The sequence below is a fragment of the Flavobacterium sp. genome, assembly GCF_052437795.1.
GTDB lineage: Bacteria > Bacteroidota > Bacteroidia > Flavobacteriales > Flavobacteriaceae > Flavobacterium.
Genome location: NZ_JBQVPA010000027.1, coordinates 1 through 535, shown reverse-complemented (window position 1 = coordinate 535; position 535 = coordinate 1). Strand labels below are relative to the sequence as shown.

1 protein-coding gene is annotated in these 535 nt (G+C 51.0%); it reads left to right on the top strand.

Translation table 11 applies throughout. The features are described from left to right. Positions 1-121: 121 nt before the first annotated feature. A complete protein-coding gene (locus tag ACT6R0_RS18660; RefSeq protein WP_444667464.1) occupies positions 122-376 on the top strand; it encodes a hypothetical protein in 255 nt (84 codons plus the stop codon). The last annotated feature ends 159 nt before the right edge of the window (positions 377-535 follow it).

Sequence of the window (535 nt, the reverse complement as noted above, 5' to 3'; positions counted from 1 at the left end):
GCTATGCAGAGCCTGGTCAGTTGGTGGTGCAAAGCAAGTTGCCATCATCTCCAACTCTGCGAACACCATTAACATCACATGACATTTGGCATCCAGCATTGCTGCTACGAAAACACACGTGATGCCAAGCAAGGGACTGCGTCTTCACGCACCTTGGGCAGTTGAAGGGCCGCCTCAGCGCCTGGTTGTGCTGCTGTCGCCAACTCATCAACCTACAGCGCACCCCATAACAAAGTGCGGAGGAGCCCAGAGCTTTTGCATTGTGAGTCTCATTTCTGCTGCAGCAGCGCTTTTTGAGCAAACGCTTTGTAATGATGATGATGATGATGATGATGATGATGATGATGAAGCACAGAGCATATGCCAGGAGCCTTGAACTGGCCAAGAAGCAAGGTTGAGGGATGGATGGCTGGGGATCAGCACTCCATGCACCCATGTAGCAGGTGGTCACCCATTTCACACTTTCATGTCACTTTATGATGTACCAGGCATCACCGCCCGCCATTGCACTGTTGACCTAGGACTAGTATCACAT